Origin of the sequence: Corynebacterium sp. CCUG 65737, assembly GCF_024454115.1 — a bacterium.
Classification (GTDB): domain Bacteria; phylum Actinomycetota; class Actinomycetes; order Mycobacteriales; family Mycobacteriaceae; genus Corynebacterium; species Corynebacterium genitalium.
Genome location: NZ_JAGPZB010000009.1, coordinates 1 through 16,180 on the forward strand (window position 1 = coordinate 1; position 16,180 = coordinate 16,180).

The 16,180-nt window shown below is 63.0% G+C and carries 15 protein-coding genes and 2 tRNA genes; 4 read left to right on the plus strand and 13 right to left on the minus strand.

Features of this window, described 5'->3' with window-relative positions:
* Nucleotides 1–68 precede the first annotated feature (68 nt).
* Both KBX17_RS07950 and KBX17_RS07955 read right to left on the minus strand, forming a co-directional pair.
* Nucleotides 69–548, minus strand: a complete 480-nt coding sequence (locus tag KBX17_RS07950; RefSeq protein WP_256019289.1) for a hypothetical protein — start codon at nucleotides 546–548, stop codon at nucleotides 69–71.
* A gap of 207 nt (nucleotides 549–755) precedes the next feature.
* Nucleotides 756–829: transfer RNA gene (locus tag KBX17_RS07955), tRNA-Ile, on the minus strand.
* A 147-nt stretch (nucleotides 830–976) separates the two neighbouring features.
* Between KBX17_RS07955 and KBX17_RS07960 the strand changes: the two genes are divergently transcribed.
* Together KBX17_RS07960 and KBX17_RS07965 are read left to right on the plus strand one after the other, a co-directional pair.
* Nucleotides 977–1,049, plus strand: a tRNA-Asn gene (locus tag KBX17_RS07960).
* A 92-nt stretch (nucleotides 1,050–1,141) separates the two neighbouring features.
* A complete protein-coding gene (locus KBX17_RS07965; protein WP_005289379.1) occupies nucleotides 1,142–1,405 on the plus strand; it encodes an integrase domain-containing protein in 264 nt (87 codons plus the stop codon).
* Between the two features lie 3 nt (nucleotides 1,406–1,408).
* On the opposite strand, the gene KBX17_RS07970 is transcribed toward KBX17_RS07965, so the two are convergent.
* The 7 genes from KBX17_RS07970 to dnaG all read right to left on the minus strand — a co-directional run bounded on the left by KBX17_RS07970 (nucleotide 1,409) and on the right by dnaG (nucleotide 8,623).
* Nucleotides 1,409–2,362: a Ppx/GppA phosphatase family protein gene (locus tag KBX17_RS07970; RefSeq protein WP_005289377.1), complete on the minus strand. Its 954-nt coding sequence runs from the start codon at nucleotides 2,360–2,362 to the stop codon at nucleotides 1,409–1,411.
* Complete coding sequence (locus KBX17_RS07975; RefSeq protein WP_005289375.1) at nucleotides 2,359–2,895, minus strand: DUF501 domain-containing protein; 537 nt, start codon at nucleotides 2,893–2,895, stop codon at nucleotides 2,359–2,361. The genes KBX17_RS07970 and KBX17_RS07975 overlap by 4 nt, the downstream gene beginning before the upstream one ends.
* Nucleotides 2,896–2,900: 5 nt before the next feature.
* Nucleotides 2,901–3,599: a septum formation initiator family protein gene (locus KBX17_RS07980; RefSeq protein ID WP_256019290.1), complete on the minus strand. Its 699-nt coding sequence runs from the start codon at nucleotides 3,597–3,599 to the stop codon at nucleotides 2,901–2,903.
* Nucleotides 3,600–3,688: 89 nt separating this feature from the next.
* Nucleotides 3,689–4,966: a phosphopyruvate hydratase gene (gene eno, locus KBX17_RS07985; protein WP_255995579.1), complete on the minus strand. Its 1,278-nt coding sequence runs from the start codon at nucleotides 4,964–4,966 to the stop codon at nucleotides 3,689–3,691.
* 81 nt (nucleotides 4,967–5,047) lie between these two features.
* Nucleotides 5,048–5,791 (minus strand): lytic transglycosylase domain-containing protein, encoded by a 744-nt coding sequence (locus KBX17_RS07990; protein ID WP_255995586.1) that lies wholly within the window; start codon nucleotides 5,789–5,791, stop codon nucleotides 5,048–5,050.
* A gap of 243 nt (nucleotides 5,792–6,034) precedes the next feature.
* Nucleotides 6,035–6,667, minus strand: a complete 633-nt coding sequence (locus KBX17_RS07995; RefSeq protein WP_005289368.1) for a MazG nucleotide pyrophosphohydrolase domain-containing protein — start codon at nucleotides 6,665–6,667, stop codon at nucleotides 6,035–6,037.
* A gap of 36 nt (nucleotides 6,668–6,703) precedes the next feature.
* The gene (gene dnaG / locus KBX17_RS08000) at nucleotides 6,704–8,623 is read right to left on the minus strand and encodes a DNA primase (RefSeq protein ID WP_255998265.1); all 1,920 of its coding nucleotides are present in this window, start codon (nucleotides 8,621–8,623) and stop codon (nucleotides 6,704–6,706) included.
* Nucleotides 8,624–8,906: 283 nt separating this feature from the next.
* On the opposite strand from dnaG, the gene KBX17_RS08005 reads away from it, so the two are divergent.
* On the plus strand, nucleotides 8,907–9,884 hold the full coding sequence (locus tag KBX17_RS08005; RefSeq protein WP_256019292.1) for a hypothetical protein: 978 nt from the start codon (nucleotides 8,907–8,909) through the stop codon (nucleotides 9,882–9,884).
* A 92-nt stretch (nucleotides 9,885–9,976) separates the two neighbouring features.
* Here the strand turns inward: KBX17_RS08005 and KBX17_RS08010 are convergent, their stop codons facing one another.
* On the minus strand, nucleotides 9,977–11,251 hold the full coding sequence (locus KBX17_RS08010; protein ID WP_005289361.1) for a deoxyguanosinetriphosphate triphosphohydrolase: 1,275 nt from the start codon (nucleotides 11,249–11,251) through the stop codon (nucleotides 9,977–9,979).
* A gap of 82 nt (nucleotides 11,252–11,333) precedes the next feature.
* On the opposite strand from KBX17_RS08010, the gene KBX17_RS08015 reads away from it, so the two are divergent.
* Nucleotides 11,334–13,358: a TPM domain-containing protein gene (locus tag KBX17_RS08015; protein ID WP_256019294.1), complete on the plus strand. Its 2,025-nt coding sequence runs from the start codon at nucleotides 11,334–11,336 to the stop codon at nucleotides 13,356–13,358.
* A gap of 217 nt (nucleotides 13,359–13,575) precedes the next feature.
* Here the strand turns inward: KBX17_RS08015 and KBX17_RS08020 are convergent, their stop codons facing one another.
* The 3 genes from KBX17_RS08020 to KBX17_RS08030 are packed head-to-tail and all read right to left on the minus strand — an operon-like array spanning nucleotide 13,576 to nucleotide 15,961.
* Nucleotides 13,576–14,016 carry a hypothetical protein gene (locus tag KBX17_RS08020; RefSeq protein ID WP_256019295.1) on the minus strand — a complete coding sequence of 147 codons (441 nt, stop codon included), beginning with the start codon at nucleotides 14,014–14,016 and terminating at the stop codon, nucleotides 13,576–13,578.
* The gene (locus KBX17_RS08025; RefSeq protein WP_256019297.1) at nucleotides 14,013–14,579 is read right to left on the minus strand and encodes a hypothetical protein; all 567 of its coding nucleotides are present in this window, start codon (nucleotides 14,577–14,579) and stop codon (nucleotides 14,013–14,015) included. The genes KBX17_RS08020 and KBX17_RS08025 overlap by 4 nt, the downstream gene beginning before the upstream one ends.
* Nucleotides 14,579–15,961, minus strand: a complete 1,383-nt coding sequence (locus KBX17_RS08030; RefSeq protein ID WP_256019298.1) for a glycine--tRNA ligase — start codon at nucleotides 15,959–15,961, stop codon at nucleotides 14,579–14,581. Before KBX17_RS08030 ends, KBX17_RS08025 begins: the two co-directional genes overlap by 1 nt.
* Nucleotides 15,962–16,180: the final 219 nt, after the last annotated feature.

Consider the following 16,180-nt stretch of genomic DNA (forward strand, 5'->3'; position numbering starts at 1 on the left):
ACATGGTGGTAGATTACCTTTCTTCCCAGCCCAACCGGGCTGGATATCAGGTGTCCACCAAAAAGGGGTCAGGTCCCAGGGTCTTTGCGTTGTTGCTCACCGACAAAACGAAGACGACCCCCCTCTTCAAGAACACTGAATTTACGAGGAGTGTTTTGATCAAATTCGAAAGAAGTGAGCTCGACGTTGTCCGGAAGATCGATCCACAGATTGGCTTGGGATAAACGCTTTACGGCAACCGTTTTTCCTTGCGCACTCATGACAGTGGGAAAAGCGACTGAACCGGGGTCAATTACGTACTCGAATTCCTCGCCAACCTGCACAGTGTCAGGTGCGGTTGCTTTGAAAGCGAGTGCAAAGTCATTACCGAGATCAAGGGAGGTTCTTGCAAATGCAGCGCTACCCTTCGGTTGAACATAGCAAGCAAGCGGCAGATTAACGTCAGTCGTCGTCGCCTCCTGAGCAACGGCGGAGGGAACAACCAGCGCAGATACCGCGATGGCTCCCGAGGTGAAGCCGGCGAGCGCGCGGCGGAGGTTCATCTTCATTGTGTCTCCATGTGGGAAAAGGCGAACGCCGGGCGCAACGACCGCGTTGAGCGAGGCGAACGGGAAAATGACAGGCAGTCCATAGACAGCGGTTTGACAGTTAACCGCAAGGACTTTCCTGACTATATCACCAACACGGAAACTAAATTGGCCGAGTCGGAAAACCAGGCACATGACACCGAACACACGGGTTCCATGCCTAATAAGTGGGGCCAGCGGGGCTCGAACCCGCGACCAACGGATTATGAGTCCGCGGCTCTAACCGACTGAGCTATAGCCCCTCGCAGCGAGTCAGTATATCCGCGCGCGCTCAGCCCAATGAAACCGGGCACCACACTACCGAACGAAGCCGAAAAGCGCGTACTTACTGGCGATTTGTCACTGTGAACACCTACGGGCTAAAGTAGCAAAACGTTGCACAGCAGCATTCCCGCATAGCTCAGTTGGCAGAGCATTCGACTGTTAATCGAAGGGTCACTGGTTCGAGCCCAGTTGCGGGAGCAGATTAACCCAGCACAGGAATGCGCTGGGTTTCGTCGTTAAGCGAAAGCCTCGCTCTCGACGAACAACTGCGAGCAGGTAGACTCGGGCGCATGATTCAGTTCGTCGTCGGAGCAGCAGCCGGGTACGTGTTTGGCACGAAGGCGGGGCGCAAGCGATACCACCAGATCGTCGACACCACCCAGAAAGTGGTCAATTCGCCTGTGACGCAGCAGGTTGTCCGCTCGACGCGCAAAGCCATCGCGAATCAGCTCGACCCGGAGCCGCGTATGCGCGAGGTGAAGGATCTCAAGCGCGGCAAGAAGAGCACCGGGCCGGAGCTCGAGCACGAGATTTACGAACCCGACGAGGATTAGAGCCTAAACCAGCCCCGCGACAATCCCGTCGAGGATGTCTTTTTCGCTGATCACGAAAGACACGGCTCCGTGCGCTTCGAACGCGGTCATCATCTGCTCGACGATGACAGACCCGGACCCGATGACGTCGGCACGCCCGGGGTGCACCACGGGGTTCGCCGCACGTTCCTTCGCTGTCACTGACCGCAGCCATCCGGTGACTTCCCGCATCCGCGCAAACGGGATGTCGGACATGTGGATCCGCTCGGGATCGTAGGAATCAAGGTCCTGCGCCAGCGCGCTGAGCGTGGTGAATGTTCCCGCGCACCCCACAAACGTCGCAGCCTGCGCGACAGGCACGGTCTCCGCGGCCTCCGCCATTTGCTTATCGACGTACCCCCGCGCCTCACTCGTCTCCTCCCCCGTCGGCGGATCACTGCGCAGGATGCGCTCCGTCAACCTGACGCAGCCCATTTGGGTGGAGTAAGCACCGAGGATCTCCCCCGCTGCGGTACCGACAATGAACTCAGTCGAACCGCCGCCTAAGTCGATGACGCAGAACGGGCCGCGGTCAGAATCAATGTCGAGGGTCGCGCCCGTGAACGACAGGTCCGCTTCCTCTTCCCCGCTGATGACTTCGGCTTGGGCGCCGTCTTGTATGCGGCCGAGAAGCTCGGCGGTCATGCCGAAAAAGTCGTCACGGTTGGACGCATCGCGGGTCGCGGAGGTGGCCACCATACGCACGGCGGATACGCCTTCAGCCTCCATGCGGTCGACGTACGCGGCGAGAGCCTCGCGCGTGCGCTCAATGGCTTCGGGAGCGAGGCGACCGGTGGCGTCCACCCCCTGCCCGAGACGGACGATGGTGTTTTCGCGGGTGATTTCCCGAAGCGCACCGTCCTCCTCGATGGCACCGATAAGCAAACGGATGGAGTTCGTGCCGCAGTCCACAGCCGCGACGGTTTTCCCGGCCGTCATGCCAGGCCCTCCCCTGCTTCCTCGAGCGTGATGCCGAGATCGTCCAATGTCGGCCAGTCTTCCGGGATCGCGGTGCCGCGCATGTTGCCGTGCTCGGCTGCGAGAGCGACCGCTTCCGTGCCCAGGCGGACGCGGCCTGGCCCCTCTGCCAGCGCGTAGGCGATCAGGACGTGCAGGCACTTCACCCGGTCCGGCATGCCACCACCGGAGAAGTCGGTGCCGAGGTCCTCGATGGCGTTGCGTTCGGCCAGGTAGTGCTCGTGGGCGGCACGGTAGTCCGCCTTGAGGTCTGGGTCGGTGCCCAGACGGGATTCCATCCACTTCATCACCTGCGCGACCTCCAGGCGGGAAGCCTCAGCGGTCAGGCGTGGGTCGGTGAGGTAGTACAGGGTGGGGAACGGGGTGCCGTCGTCAAGCTTGGGCGCGGTCTTGACCACAGCCGGTTGGCCGTCGGGCGTGCGGTACGCGATGGCTAGTACGCCGCGCGGCTCGCGCCCGAGCTGGCGGGCGACAATCTCTAGGTCTTCCCTCATGGACGCTATTGTTCCACAGGTGCTTCAGCCGGCTCGGCCGGTGGTTCCTCGGGCGCAGGTGCCGGTGGCTCTTCGGGTGCCGGAGGCTCTTCAGGCGCGCCCTCGGTCTCGGGTTGCTTTCCCGGGATCTCGCGGAGCGAATCCCATATCACGGTGTGCCACGGGGTGTCCGGGTCAATCTCGTCACCGCGCGACGTTGTGATTGCATCCGACTGCATGCGCGGGTCGATGATGCGCCACGCCGTCTCACCGGGCGCCATCATGCCTAGGCGTCGGCGGGCTTCCTGTTCAACGTAAGCGGGATCGTTGTAACGATCGATTTTCTCTTCGAGCTCAGTTTTTTGCTGCTTCTTCGATTCGATCGACGCTTCCAACCGGGCGATCTCTTCGCGGCCGCTGTAGTAGTTGCGCAGGGGCACCGCGATAGCAATCAGCACGATCAGCACCACGGTGATCAGGACGGCCACGCCGACAATGTCGCCTTTGAGCATCTCCATGCGGCGCGGTTTCTTCGCGCGCGCCTTGGCCCGTGCGGCATCACGGCTGGCAACCGGCACCGTCCGTGGTAGACGGTGCGGGGCGCGGCGTGCGCTGCGCTCGTTCGCGCGTTCAGGGGTGCGCTGCGGGTCACGCTGCGTTCTACCGCCGCGTGCGTTACGCTGCGCCGCGTCGCGCCCTGAGTCGCGTGGGGATCGTGTGGCCATAGTGAATACGAAGTGTACTCGCGCCCACCCCACGACCCCGCGCGACGCGCTGCGGGGCAACGCTCAGAACATTGCCCCGGAAACGAACGCTACTTGTTGTAGCGCGGGAAAGCGTTGCGGCCGGCGTACACAGCAGCCGGGCCGAGCTCTTCCTCAATGCGGATGAGGCGGTTGTACTTCGCCACACGCTCAGAGCGGGCCGGAGCACCAGTCTTGATCTGGCCGCAAGACAGCGCGACAGCCAGGTCGGCGATGGTGGTGTCCTCGGTCTCGCCGGAGCGGTGGGACATCATGGTGGCGTAGCGGTTGCGGTGCGCCAGCTCGACAGCGTCGAAGGTCTCGGTCAGGGTGCCGATCTGGTTGACCTTCACCAGCAGAGCGTTCGCAGCGTTCTGCTCAATGCCCTTGGCCAGGCGGTCGGGGTTGGTGACAAAGAAGTCATCGCCAACGATCTGCACCTTGTCGCCCAGCTCCTCGGTGAGCTTGACGTAACCGTCCCAGTCATTCTCATCCAGCGGGTCCTCGATGGAGACGATCGGGTACGCCTCAACGAGCTCAGCGTAGACCTTGGCCATTTCCTCCGCGGAGTGCTGGCCGCCCTCGAAGTTGTAGGAGCCATTCTCGAAGAATTCGGAAGAAGCGACATCGAGAGCCAGGGCGATGTCGGCACCCGGCTTGTAGCCAGCCTTCTCGATCGCTGCGACGATCAGATCGAGAGCGGCGCGGGTGGAGTCGACCGAGGGGGCGAAGCCGCCCTCATCGCCCAGGCCGGTGGACAGGCCCTTGTCCTTGATCACGGACTTCAGAGCGTGGTAGACCTCTGCACCCTGACGCAGCGCCTCGGTGAAGGTGTCGGCACCGATCGGGGCGATCATGAACTCTTGGACATCCACGCCAGAGTCCGCGTGTGCGCCACCGTTGAGGATGTTCATCATCGGCACCGGCAGGACGTGCGCGTTCGGGCCGCCGATGTAGCGGTACAGCGGCAGGCCAGCGGAGTCAGCAGCAGCCTTGGCATTCGCCATGGAGACACCCAGGATCGCGTTAGCACCGAGGTTCTTCTTGTTGTCGGAGCCGTCCAGCTCAATCATGGCCAAGTCAAGGACGCGCTGGTCATCCGCCTCAATGCCGGCAATGGCATCCGCGATGGTTTCGTTGACGTTGGTCACGGCGTTCTGGACGCCCTTGCCGCCGTAGCGGTCGCCGCCGTCGCGAAGCTCGTGCGCCTCGTGCTCACCGGTGGACGCGCCGGAGGGCACCGCAGCAATGCCGTGGGAACCGTCGTCGAGGAAGACCTCAACCTCAACGGTCGGGTTGCCGCGCGAGTCCATGATTTCACGTGCGTACGTCAGCATGATGTCAGCCACTGAAAATCTCCTTCGAATCAGAGGTGGGATTGTCCGCCCCCGATTCTTCCAGAAAAACTGCCCCGCCGTCTGCGCTCGCGACTATCGGTGCGCGGGCTGGTCCAGCGCGTAGTTCGCGGCGGCGTCGCGGACGCGGATGACGTAATCGTTGGAGTGGTTGTACCCCAAGATCGCCGCCTGCCAGTCCTCCGGCGCGGACAGGTCGCGCCCGCCAAAGCAGAGCAGGTTGGCGGCGGTCAGCGCTGCATCGTCGATCTGTTGCGGGTCGGCGTAGCCGTCGCCGTTGGCATCGCGGCTATAGCGGGACCAGGACTCGGGAATAAACTGCATCGGGCCGACCGCACGGTCATACTCAGTGTCGTTGTCGTAGTGGCCACCGTCAGTGTCGTCGATACGCGCGAAGCCTTCGCTACCGTCCAGGGCGGGACCGATGATGGCGGGGTCGGCGACACCGCTCTCGTTCAGCCGGGCCGGGTCGAACATCCGGCCCGTATAGGTGCCATGGCGCGTTTCGACCCAGCCGATACCGGCAAGGGTGTTCCAGTGCAGGTTGCAGCTCGGCCACGACTCACGGGCAATAAGTTCAGCGTTGCCGTAAGCGCGCACTGCCTGGGGGTCGATGCCGGTGGACTCGGCAATCGGGGCGGCCCACTCAGCGAGGAGGTCAGAGGTTCGGCCGGGGCCGTGGACGTCGATAAGCGGCGGCGATTGCGCTGCTGCGGGCGGGAGGTCCGTAGGCACCGGTTGACGTTGCTGCTGGGACACCGGGTTGCCCATGCTGCTGAACAGCCAGAAAACGATCGCGATGATGAGTACAATCGCCATCACCACGCCCAGAACCGCACCGCACCCTCCGGCACGCCCGTTTTGCCGAGTCGGCGGCGGGGATTTCGGGGCGTAGTAGCGGGGCGCAGTCACGATCGAACACTCTACCGCGCGGGCTCACCAATCCTTGCATCCCCAAAGAACTGCCAAGAAAAGTGCCCCTGCAGCAACAGTTTCCTCTTCCGTCACTGCGCGCGACGTCCCTCCAACGGCCGCATTGGTGACCAGCCGCTAGCGCATCGCTTAACGACGGCTACCCCCGCCCGTAATCTCTCGCTTCTTTCCTTCGGCCCACAACCGGACCTGTTCAGCTTTAGCCACGGTGCCGGTGCTGCCGTTGAACAGATAGGGCGCACGGCTCTTCATCTTGTCCACGAACGCCTGCGCGACATCAGCGAAAGAGAAAGCTCCACGCTGGTTTGCGATCTCAGCGTGGAAGAGCACCTGGAGAAGCAGGTCAGAGAGCTCCTTCTTCATCTCCTCGTCACCCTGCTCTGTGCGTACAGCATCCGCGAACTCGGCCGATTCCTGCTCAAGGTACTCCAGCAACGACTCATGGGTTTGGCCCATTTCCCACTCTCCGCGGGTGCGCGCCGCGCGCATGACCCGCTGCGCCTGATACACCGGATCCAACAGCGAGGACACCTGCACGAGTTCCTCGCCCGCCTCCACGCGTTCTTGCACAACGGGATCGTGGAGATCGGTCGTGACCAGCCACCCTTGCCCCTCGGCATCCTCCCCGCGAACGAGGTCACCGAAGTTCCACCGGGCCGCAATGGGCACCTCGTCAGTGAAGATGACAGGACCCTTCACCCGGCCGGCGACACCGATGGAGATCATGTCCGGCCATCGAGGATCCAAAACCAGAACGCTCATAAGGCTATATATTAGCGGGGAGAGACGTTTTCAGACTCATCCGCGGAAGGCGCGGTCGTTGAGCTCCCGGCGCGCTTGCTCCAGCGCGACCAGGTCAGAGAACAAGGCGTTGTACGCCATCTCATCATCGCTCGGCCGCATACGCTGCAGCTGCGACTTCAGCTGCGCGATCTGGTTACCCACCCTGACCTCCTGGAGACGGGAGAGCACAGAGTCGGCGTAAGCGCTCGGGTCCGCCGCATGAATTTCTTCGACCGCGAGCTCAGAGACGAAGTTTCGGCCGGTCACATCGGCCATTTCTGCGGCGACATTCGCGATCCACGCTGGGCCGGCACTCTCTGAAGCGCCAGCATTGGCCGCTCCGCCCACCTTGGCCATGGCGTCGCGGACGGCCCGGTACGCCGGATCGGTGAATGCGTCTGGGTTGATGCCGTCGAAGTAGCTGCCGGCAGCACCCGGATACTGCAGCGCCACCTTGATAGCCTCACGCTGTGCCCACAGGCGCGGGTCCTCCGGGTTAGGCACCTGGAAGGCGGGAGCACCCGGCGCGCCGGAGCCGCCATCGGAAGCTGCGGGGGTCGCGTTCTCCCACGCAGAACGCTTGTTGCCCTTATTCGACGGGTTCTTCGCTTCCTGGCGGACCTGGCGGATCACTTCATTCGGGTCCGGCCAACCGACCCATCCTGCGAGCTGGCGGGCGTACTCGGTTTGTAGTGGGGTGTCGCGGATCTGGGCGACGACGGGGACGGTACGCCGCAAAGCTTGCAGGCGCCCCTCCGGAGTATCCAGCGAGTAGTCCTTGAGCAGCGATTCAATGACGAACTCGAACATGGGAACGCGGCTGGCCACCAGGTTGCGCACCGCGGAATCCCCCTTGGCCATGCGCAGATCGCACGGGTCCATGCCCTCCGGAGCGACGGCGACAAAGGACTGGCCGGTGAACTGTTGGTCGCCCTCGAAGGCGCGCATGGCGGCTTTCTGGCCGGCCTCATCACCGTCGAAGGTGTAGATGAGCTCGCCACGAAAGTAATTGTCGTCCAGCATGAGACGGCGGATGATGCTCATGTGGTCCTTACCGAAGGCCGTGCCGCACGCAGCGACAGCGGTGGTGATGCCGGCGGCGTGCATCGCCATGACATCGGTGTAGCCCTCGACCACGACGCACTGGTGGCCTTGTGCGATGTTCTTTTTCGCTAAATCGAGGCCGAAAAGCACCTTGGACTTGTGATAGAGCATCGTGTCCTGGGTGTTCATGTACTTGCCCATATTGTCGTCATCGAACAACTTGCGGGCACCGAAACCGATGACGTTACCGGCGACATCCTTGATCGGCCACAGCAGGCGGCGGCGGAACTTGTCGATGGGACCGCGGCGCCCCATCGTGGACAAGCCCGCCTCTTGCAACTCCTGGGCGTCAAACCCCTTGCGCAGCAGGTGCTTGGTCAACGTGTCCCAGCCGTCCGGGGCGTAGCCGCATTCGAAGTGGTAAATGGTGTCTTTGTCGAAGCCGCGGTCGAGCAGGAACCGTCGCCCAGGCTCAGCCTCCGGAGTCTCCAACTGCTCGCGGTAGAACTCGTGCGCAGACTTGTTGGCGGCGAGCAAACGTGCGCGGGTACCGGGCTTCACATCGCGCGCACCGGTGGATCCGCCCTGGTAATTGATGTGGTAGCCGATCTCCTCCGCGACCGCCTCGACTGCTTCAGGGAAAGAGAGCTGCTCCATCTCCATCATGAAGGAGAAGACATCGCCGCCTTTGCCCGTGGAGAAACAGTGGTAGTAACCGCGGGCGGGGCGTACATGGAACGACGGGGTCTTCTCATCCTTGAAGGGCGACAAGCCTTTCAGAGAGTCATGCCCGGCAGGCTTGAGCTGAACGTACTCCCCCACGATGTCCGCGATGTTGGCGCGCTCACGGATAGCCTCGATGTCACTATCCGGAATTCTGCCCCTAGCCATGGCGCATATAGTACCTGCGCACCCGGACACGCGGAATAGCGCTGGATTGGGCGGGGCAATGCGCCGTCGTAAAGCATGCGGAGCATCCTGCACACGAGTGCGTAGGACCCATCCCGAACTGAGTCGCACCTGCCGCACTTCTCCCACAAGTTTCAAACGCCTCAAGTGGCGCATGTTGTTGAGTTCGGGATGAACTCTAGCCCTCACTAACCGACACCCCACCTTGCTCAGGATGCGGGCAGGGCGCCTAGCGGAGAGCGGCGTGAACACTCACAATCAATGTATGGGGAACATCGGGGATGAACAGCCGCGCAATCTTCTCGGTTCTGAGCGCGCCGATCGAGCGGCTGAGCTACGCCACCGTCTCTACCAAGAGCTCAGTGCCACGAGTCTCTATTGGTCAGGCAACGGGGCCCATCAAGACGCTGTAGCGAATCGGCCGCTGTCCCTCGTCGCGGATAAAGCACTCGTTGATCAGGCCTGGTTTCGCGGTTTACCAACCCATGAGAAGGAAACCGTGCGCGGCGCCGCTGCTGTTCTGGCGACGCGGAAAGCCGTCTTGGTCGGCCGGTGGGCCGCAGCACAACACGGTATGTGGACTCCGACGCCCGGCGGCGGGCCCGTGGACCTTGTGCTCCCTTCTGGCTCGGTGCCTCCGAAATCCAAATGGCCACAGTTGACCCGCTACCACCAGTTCCCGATCAAAGACGACGACATTGTCGAGCTTGACGGTGTCCGCACAACCACACCTCTACGCACGAGCATTGATCTCCGCCGTCTCGAAGGCCGGGTGGGAGGGTTTCTTGCCGTCACTGCCCTGCTCAATAGCGGCATCCCTCTCAAGGAGATCGTCGCTTACAACCAATCTTTCGAGGATCCCCTCCCCCGAAACCACCACCTCCCTGTCTCCGCAGACTGGGATCCACCGCGGTTCTCCGACTTTGGAACCTGCCTGGCCTACGCGTGGATAGCCGAGGACGGCATGTGGGTGCGGAGCAACGTTGATCTGGGAGAGGGGTGGACCGCGCCCATCGTCGTTGATAGCCGCCTCATTGTGCTTATCGACGACGATCCCCTCCGCATACCCGCCAGCAACTGGACCACAGCTCCAATCCCCTCACCCCAAGAACCCCATTTATGCGCTACCGCACGGGGCTATCGGATCATCTTCTTTACCACCGACCAAGTCACGCGCAGCAAGACAGGGTTTATCAGCCGGATTCGTAGTGAAAAGCTCAGGTACGGAGGTGGCACACCCTAAATGCGATTCGTGGGCAGCCGTAGGCGGGACCAGTGTTAAAGGAGTGATCCAGTTCGGGATGGGTCCTACCGCTGCCCCCCACCGACCCATGCCTAGGTGAAGAAGCCGGCGAGGCCGTCGGCCTTCTTTGCTGTGCGCTCCAAACGCGACTCCGTCATCGAGGCGATCTGGTCGATGATGACGCGCTGGCGCTGCGCATCGGTGGAGGCGTCAGCCCACCAAGCGGCGAACATCGTGTCCAGGGTGCCCGGCGCGCCCGCCAGCAGGTAGTCATAAACGCGGGTGATGCGGTCGCGCTGCCTGTCCTGCCGCGCAATGTGGGCGGGCATATCCATCACGTAGAGCACGGCGACGGTCTTGAGCAGACGGACCTCTGCCTCCGGTTCAGGCGGGATGACCAATTCCCCGTGCATGCGCCCCAGTTTCGCGCCCTCGGGCTTCGCCGCGAGCGTCGCGGAAACCACCGCACCGACATAGCGGCCGACCAGCTCCGATGTCATCCGCTTCAAATTCACGTACCCCTGGAGTGAGTAGTCGAAGTCGGCAGCTTCGCAGACGGTGGGGAGCGATCGGAGGCGGGCTGCGGCGTCGATAAGCTCCTCGGCCGTACCGCCAAACGCCGCCGCGCCCTTCTGCGCGAGCGCGGCCAGCTCCACGAGATCCCACAGCACCTTGAGCGTAATGCGTCCGGACAGAATGCCGTCTTCGACATCGTGGACGCTGTAGGCGATGTCATCGGAGCAGTCCATGACCTGCGCTTCCATCGGCGGGCGGTCGTCGACGTGGCCTTCACGCAGCCACGCGAGGATCTCCGCGTCCTCGTCGTAGGCGCCGTACTTCCTGTTCACGGTGCCGTCCGGGTTTGTCCGCGTGCGCGGGTACTTGCAGGCTGCATCTAGGGCGGCGCGGGTGAGGTTGAGGCCGTGGGATGTGCCGTCGATAAGCAATTTGGGCTCAAGGCGCGTGAGAATGCGCAGCGTTTGTGCGTTGCCCTCAAAACCGCCGCAGCCGTGCGCGAGCGCGTTGAGCGCGACTTCGCCGTTGTGCCCGTACGGCGGGTGGCCGATGTCGTGCGTGAGTCCCGCCATTTCGCACAGGTCTGGGTTGAGGCCCAAGCCGGAGCCGATTCCGCGGGCGATCTGCGCGACTTCAAGCGAGTGCGTCAGCCGGGTACGTGGGGTGTCGCCGTCACGCGGGCCGACAACCTGCGTCTTGTCAGCGAGCCGGCGCAGGGCCGCGGAGTGAAGCACACGGGCCCGGTCCCGCGAGAACGCGTCGCGAGAGTCCACACTCTCGGCGAGCTGCGAGCCTTTCTCCCCCTCCGTGACGCGCCTGGCGGTGTCGGCAGATTCATACTGGTAAGCCATCGCTCACGAGCCTAGACGCGGTCTTACGCTTTCGCGGACGGACAACGGCGTGTCTGGCACCAACCGCGCTACCCTAGTGGGCATGACTCCGCGTAACTTCCCGCGTTCCATCCGCATCGCCCTTGCTGTGCCTGCGCTTGCCGGCGCCGCCGCTTTCTCTGCTGCACCGCTGGCGTACGCTGCGTTCAGCGGTGACGAGCAGGTGCTCGCGCAGACAGCGACTGCGCTGTCCCCGACCGGTTTGTCCGAGAACGTCACTGACGACGCCGGGGTGCTCAGCGGCGCCGAGAAGCAGCAGATCGAATCGGCGATCCAGCAGTTGAAGCAGGACAAGCAGCTCAACGCGTATGTCGTCTACATGGACTCCTTCGGTGGCCAGGACCCCGCCGAGTGGGTGCGCGAAGCCATCACGGACAAGGGCCCGAACACGGCCGTTTTGGCGATCGCCACCGACGGCAAGTTCAACGTCAACGGGGGCAGCCAGTGGGACAGCAGTGATATCGACGCCATGTACGATGCCGCCTACAGCCAGCTCACCAGCAAGAACTACGGCGCGGCCGGTTTGGACGCGATCAATGCCGTGAACGGCTCCTCCGACGGCGAGGGCGCAGCGCTCGTTGCTGGTGGCCTGGGTGCGGCAGCTCTCGCCGGCGGCGGCTTCTACATGTACGGCCGCAACAAGAACAACAAGCGCGACCGGAAGCAGCTTGAGTCCGCTAGGGCCCTGGCCCCGGGCGACACCGAATCGCTCGGCCGCTTACCTACGCACACCCTGGAGGAACTCGCGCACGATGCGCTCGTCCAGACCGACGAGTCCATTCGCTTGGGCAAGGAAGAGCTCGAGATCGCTTCCGCAGAGTTCGGCGCCGACCGTGTTCGCCCCTTCACCTCCGCCATGAACCAGGCCACGTCTGATCTGCAGCGCGCATTCAACACCCACCAGCGGCTTGGCGACGCTATCCCGGAGACCGAGCCGGAAAAGCGCGCGATGCTCATCGACATCATCTCCTCCTGCGGCCAAGCCGAAGAAGCGCTCAAGGCCAAGGCGGAGGAGTTCCAGGAAATGCGCGGCGTGCTCATGAAGGCCAATGAGGAAGTGGACGCGATCTTCCAGCGCGCTGTCGATTTGCGCGCCCGCATTGAGCCGGCCCGTGCGACGCTGAGCGACCTGCAGTCGCGTTACGACGAGCAACTGCTCTCCTCCATCACCCAGAACGTCGACATCGCCCAAGGTTCGATTCAGGAAGCGGAGGGCCAGCTCGAGCAGGCGCGTGGACTTGCCGCGCAGCCTGCCGGCCAGCAAGGCGCGCTCATTGACATTCTCCGCGGCGCCCAGCACGCGGTCGAGGTCGCCGACACCAACCTGCGGGCCATCGAACACGCAGAGGCAAATATCTCCACCGCCCGCACGAACCTGCCCGCACTGATCCAGGAGATCCAAGACGAGCTGCAGGAGATTGAGCGACTCAAGCAGCAGACGAATCAGGGCGCGCGTATCGACGTCCGCGCCCTCGACGCCGTCTCCTCCCGCGCCCGCGAAGCACTCTCCCAGATGGGCAACCGCCCCGAGACAGACCCGTTGGCGCTGTACACCGAGCTCACCCACCTCGACGCCGACATTGACGAGCAGATCGACCAGGCCCGTGGTGTCGCCTCCGACCAGCAGCGCCGCCTGCAGCTTCTGGACCAGCAGCTCCAGGTAGCCAGCGCGCAAATCCAAGGTGCGGAAGACCTGATCAACTCCCGCGGACGCATCATTCGCTCCCGTGCCCGCACCTTGCTTGCGGAGGCAAAGCGCCAGTACGCCGAGGCACTCAACCGCCGCACTCAGGACACGAAGAACGCGATCGAGTTTGCGCGCGCCGCAACCGACTCCGCTCGCCGGGCCGTCAACGCCGCGAACGACGACATCACCTCCTACCGCAACCAGCAGACCACCCAGTCCATGAACACCATGGCCAACGCAATCATCTGGGGGTCCATCCTCGGTGGAGGCGGCGGTGGCGGCTTCGGTGGAGGAGGCTTCGGCGGTGGCGGCGGTGGCTTCTCCGGAGGCGGAGGCGGCGGTTTTGCCGGCGGCATGGGCGGTCGCGGCGGCAGCTTCTAGCTCGCTGCAACGACCGAAGCCGAAGCTTGTACGACAGCCCCGCTTCAGAGCAGGGGCATGGTGAGCGGGGAAGGACTCGGATCCATCCCGAACTCAACCTCACCAGACACTTAGGCCACGCCAGCTGCACGCCCCGTGAAGCGCTAAAAGCCCGGGGCAAGTGTGTCAGGTGGTGCTCTTGTGACTGAGTTCGGGATGAACGCTAGCTTTCGCTGACTCAGTACAGCGTGCGGCGGGCTGGCGTGTCTATCAGCGTCAACGCCCACGTGAGAAACACCAGATCCGCAAACGGCATGTCACGGGTCTGAGTGACGGCGAGGTCGAGGCCATTCTTCGGTGAGGTGGTGGCGCAGGGGGCGCCAGAGACGTCGATAAGCGTGCGGGTTTTAGAGAACGCACCGCCCCGCTCGAGCGTGTACGTGCGTGAACCGCAGCGCGCGGTCAGGGTTCCCACGCCGATACCCCGCGTGCGGACCGAGAACTTCTCCCCCGTGTCGCGCACCTCACCGGTGACCTTCCAGCTCATTGCCCCGGCCGAGTGCTTGACTTCGATGCTGACGTCGTCAGCAGACAAGGTGCCAGTCCCGGGATCGTAGAGGGCCAGGGGCGCACCGGTTTCGCTGAGCAGCGAATCCCCACGCCACGTTGCAGTGATCATGGAATGAGCAGCCAGACTGCGACGACGAAGACGCTCAAGAACACCATGAGCCCGATCAGCGCCGTCGTGTTGACCATTTTCCGATACTCAAGCACCAGGCGCGACACCCATGCCAGCCCGACGATGTGGTCCAGCGGCAAAGCCGTTTGGCTGTCCGGGTCAGCTGGGCTCGACGGGTGGGCAAGTTCGCTCGAGGTGTCGAACTCCAACACCGACCGGCGCACGCCATTGTGATCGGAGGTGAATTGGGCGACCTTGTTGCCGTTTACGTCGTCGATGATCCAGTTCTTCGACGACTCGGCAATGAGCGTGTACGGCTCGCCGCCGATCATCACCGGGATCTGCTTATCGCGCTTGAGCGACGCCGGGGCCGACACGATCTCTTGGCCAGTCTCCGCGACGGTCGCCTTAGCTCCTGCTTCGGGGGTGGAGATGAGGGTCCAGGTGGAGCCGTCGGAAAGCGTGGCGCTGTCGTGCGTGAACTCCGCGAGCGTCTCCGGGCCTGCCTCTGCGAGCAGCTTCGGGGCGTCCCTGTCCGTGCGATCCCAGCTGACGTAGTGCATTAGCACCCCACCAGGCGGGCGGCGAGGTAGCTTTCCAGCTCGTCGAGCGGCACGCGCTCCTGCTCCATCGTGTCGCGCTCGCGCACTGTCACGGCCTTGTCCTCGAGCGAATCGAAGTCGAACGTGACGCAGAACGGGGTACCAATCTCATCTTGACGGCGGTAGCGGCGGCCAATCGCACCGGAGGTGTCGTAATCAATGCTCCAGTGCTGGCGCAGCGCCGCCGCGAGTTCCTCTGCCGGGCCGGAAAGCTCCGGCTTCTTCGACAGCGGCAGCACTGCGACCTTGATCGGCGACAAGCGCCGGTCGAGCTTCAGAACGACACGCTTATCGACGCCGCCCTTCGCGTTCGGTGCCTCATCCTCGTGGTAGGCATCAATCAGGAAGGCCATCATTGCGCGGCCCAAACCAGCAGCGGGCTCGATGCAGTACGGGATCCACCGCTCGCCGGATTCCTGGTCGAAGAAGGACAGGTCTTCGCCCGATGCTTCCGCGTGCGTCTTCAGGTCGTAGTCGGTGCGGTTGGCCACACCTTCAAGCTCGCCCCACTTAGAGCCCTGGAAACCGAATGCGTACTCCAAGTCGACCGTGCGCTTGGAGTAGTGGGACAGCTTCTCCTGCGGGTGCTCGTACAGGCGCAGGTTCTCCGGGTTGATGCCCAGGTCGATGTACCACTGGTGGCGGGTATCGATCCAGTACTGGTGCCACTGCTCGTCTTCGCCCGGTTTGACGAAGAACTCCATCTCCATCTGCTCGAACTCGCGGGTGCGGAAGATGAAGTTGCCCGGGGTGATCTCGTTGCGGAAGGACTTACCCACGTTGGCAATGCCGAACGGCGGCTTCATGCGTGCCGACGTCATGACGTTCTTGAAGTTCACAAAGATGCCCTGAGCTGTCTCTGGGCGCATGTAGTGCAGGCCCTCTTTATCGTCGACGGGTCCAAGGTAGGTCTTCATCAAACCGGAGAACGCGCGCGGCTCCGTCCAGTTGCCGGGCTGGCCCGTCTCCGGATCGTTGATGTCAGCCAGGCCGTTAGCCGGCGGGTGGCCGTGCTTCTCTTCGTAGGCCTCCAGCAAGTGGTCTGCGCGGTAACGCTTGTGCGTGTGCAGCGACTCCACCAACGGGTCCGTGAAGACCTCGACGTGGCCGGAGGCGACCCACACCTGCGGCGGCAGGATGATCGAGGTATCCACGCCGACAACATCCGCGCGAGATTGCACCATCGTCTTCCACCACTGGCGCTTCAGGTTCTCCTTCAGCTCCACGCCGAGCGGACCGTAATCCCAAGCAGAACGGGTACCGCCGTAAATTTCACCGGCCGGATACACCAACCCGCGGCGCTTGCACAGATTGACGACGGTATCGATCGCAGTTGTTGCCATGGGCAGTTCAACTCTCCTCTTACAGGGTGCTTGGAAATATCTGGTCCAAGTGTAGCCGGTGCCCCGAACACCGGACTGGCCCGGTGCAGTAGGGACACGACCATAGGCTAAAGAAGTGAAAATGAGACCATTTTGTTATTAGACTGGAATAAAATAAGGCGTTTGTTGATGTATAAACATAAGGATGTCTTGAAGTCGAGCACGAAAAGGAGGGGTGCA